We start from the raw sequence: 2016 nt of genomic DNA, 5'->3' as shown, positions 1-2016 counted from the left end.
CCCCGCTCCCGGGGGCCCTCACCCCCGGCCCCTCTCCCTGAGGGAGAGGGGAGCTGGGATCGAGGCGGCAGGGGGTTTCACGACAATGGGGGCCAATTGGTTTTTTGAGGGAGCGATTGCTTGCCAGTTTGGCAGCTTGGGCAGGGCAACGGCCAGGTGCTTTCCGCAAGCCGGCGGCTCAGCGTTCCACCAGCAGGGCGACGGCAAAGGCAGCCATGGCCTCTCCCTGGCCGACGGGGCCGAGTTTTTCGTTGGTGGTGGCCTTCACGCCTACTTGTTTGGGCGATAGTTGCATGGCCTCGGCCAGGCGGGCCTGCATGGCGGGGATGTGGGGCTTGAGCTTGGGCTGCTCTGCCACCACGACGCTATCGACGTTGGCAATGCGCCAGCCCTCTTGGCTTACCAACTGCACCACCTGCTGCAAGAGGAGAATGCTGTCTGCCCCTTTCCAGCGCTCCTCTTCCGGGGGAAAGTAGTAGCCAATGTCCCGCAGGGCGGCGGCTCCTAGGAGGGCGTCCATGATGGCGTGGGTGAGCACGTCGGCGTCGCTGTGGCCCAACAGACCCTTTTCGTAAGGGATCCGGATCCCGCCTAGGATCAGGGGGCGCCCTTCTACGAGGCGGTGGATGTCATAGCCCTGGCCAATGCGCACTGTTGCGGCTCCCTTGGGAACACCAGCGAGACTTTTGCCAACTTCCTTCCAAGAGCTTGGCTCACCGGGAGAGGAAAAGCGGCTGTTGAGAACGACTTCTTTCTATTCTGCCGACTCGAGAGGGGAGGAGCAGATGGGACAGGAAGAACCGCTGTAGCAGTCGAAGCAGATAAGGTGGGATTTCCCGTAGGGATTGGTACAGCGCTTGGCCCATTGATAGTCGCCGTAGCCGAGCTCTTTCCCACAGACATCACACCTGGGCATCGTTTTCTCCTCAAAAGTCTTGTAGCTAGAAGAATACAGCGCTAGAGGGATCCGGGGATCCCTGAGTCTCTAGAGAGAGACGATCCGCCAGATCCGCAGGGGATCCCGTCTTCCAGCGGCGTCCAGCCCGGCTGCCAGAGATCCCGGTTTTTGAGGGTGGCGGCGTTGACCCAGAGGCGCACCTGGGGATCGCAGACGGCCCTCAGCTCGGCAAACACCAGCCCCCCTTGCCCCTCTTGGCGGGCAGCGACCTGAAAATGTCGCCAACCCATCACAGGCTGGACAGAAGTCCACTTGGAGCCCAGCAGATGGGGAAAGCGCTGTTTTTGGCGGGGTTTGCTGCGAGCCATAGAGCTGCTTGCCAACCTTGCTCCAGGGCTGTCCTCGGCTGGATGGGGGAGACCGAGGGCGATAGGATCGCTAGGGATGCTTCGGCATTCCAAGCTCCTTCCCTCAGCATATCCACCTATGGTGCAGCACAAGCAACGGCTTGGGTTCTCTTGGCAGCAGGTATTGCTGCTCCTCCTGGCCTGGCTGGTTTGGGCAACGGGACTGCCCCTGGTCGCGTCCAGCGCTTGGGCGGCAACTGAGCCGGCACTCTCTGGCAAACTCACAGGGCCGGAGTGGCGCCAGGCGGATCCTGAGGCCAAGCAGGCGTTTTGTCGCAAAGCCTTTCAGGCGTTTCGGGCCTCTCCTGCCCAGAGTTACATCATCAGCTCCAATGTACAGGCTTTGACCCCAGAAGGTTTGTGTCAGCGGCTGGATCAGTTTTATCAGTACCCCATCCACGACGAGATCCCACTCAACCAAGCCGCCAACATTGCCCCCTTGCTGTTCTCGGATCAGCCGCTGGAGCAGCCCTGATGCGCCAGGGATCCGCAAAGCTGCCGGCAAACGGATCCCAAGCCCAAGTGACCAGTTGAGATCATCTGCCCCCTGCTGTTGGGGCAGGTCTTGGCAGCAGGGTCGATAATAGAACTGTTCTCTTGCAGCTCTCAAGTTCTATGGCCGGCTCCGTCATTGCTCCTGAAAACCTGCTGGATCTTTGCGAACAGGGTGTGCAAAAGGCCTTGGCTGCCGGGGCCGACCAAGCAGAGGTG

The 2016-nt window shown here is 61.0% G+C and carries 3 protein-coding genes; 1 reads left to right on the top strand and 2 read right to left on the bottom strand.

The window, feature by feature from the left end; genetic code table 11:
* Positions 1 to 178: 178 nt before the first annotated feature.
* The gene (gene ispF / locus NW857_RS12585; RefSeq protein WP_414334653.1) at positions 179 to 652 is read right to left on the bottom strand and encodes a 2-C-methyl-D-erythritol 2,4-cyclodiphosphate synthase; all 474 of its coding nucleotides are present in this window, start codon (positions 650 to 652) and stop codon (positions 179 to 181) included.
* Positions 653 to 957: 305 nt separating this feature from the next.
* Entirely contained in the window at positions 958 to 1266 is a 309-nt protein-coding gene (locus tag NW857_RS12580) for a TIGR02450 family Trp-rich protein (RefSeq protein ID WP_414334651.1), read from the bottom strand.
* A 118-nt stretch (positions 1267 to 1384) separates the two neighbouring features.
* On the opposite strand from NW857_RS12580, the gene NW857_RS12575 reads away from it, so the two are divergent.
* Positions 1385 to 1780, top strand: a complete 396-nt coding sequence (locus tag NW857_RS12575) for a hypothetical protein (protein WP_414369155.1) — start codon at positions 1385 to 1387, stop codon at positions 1778 to 1780.
* The last annotated feature ends 236 nt before the right edge of the window (positions 1781 to 2016 follow it).

This window comes from Synechococcus sp. H55.9, assembly GCF_047462355.1.
In the GTDB taxonomy this organism is placed as follows: Bacteria; Cyanobacteriota; Cyanobacteriia; order Thermostichales; family Thermostichaceae; genus Thermostichus.
The sequence above is the reverse complement of the archived record's forward strand: the minus strand, read 5'-3'. Positions and strand labels throughout refer to the sequence as shown.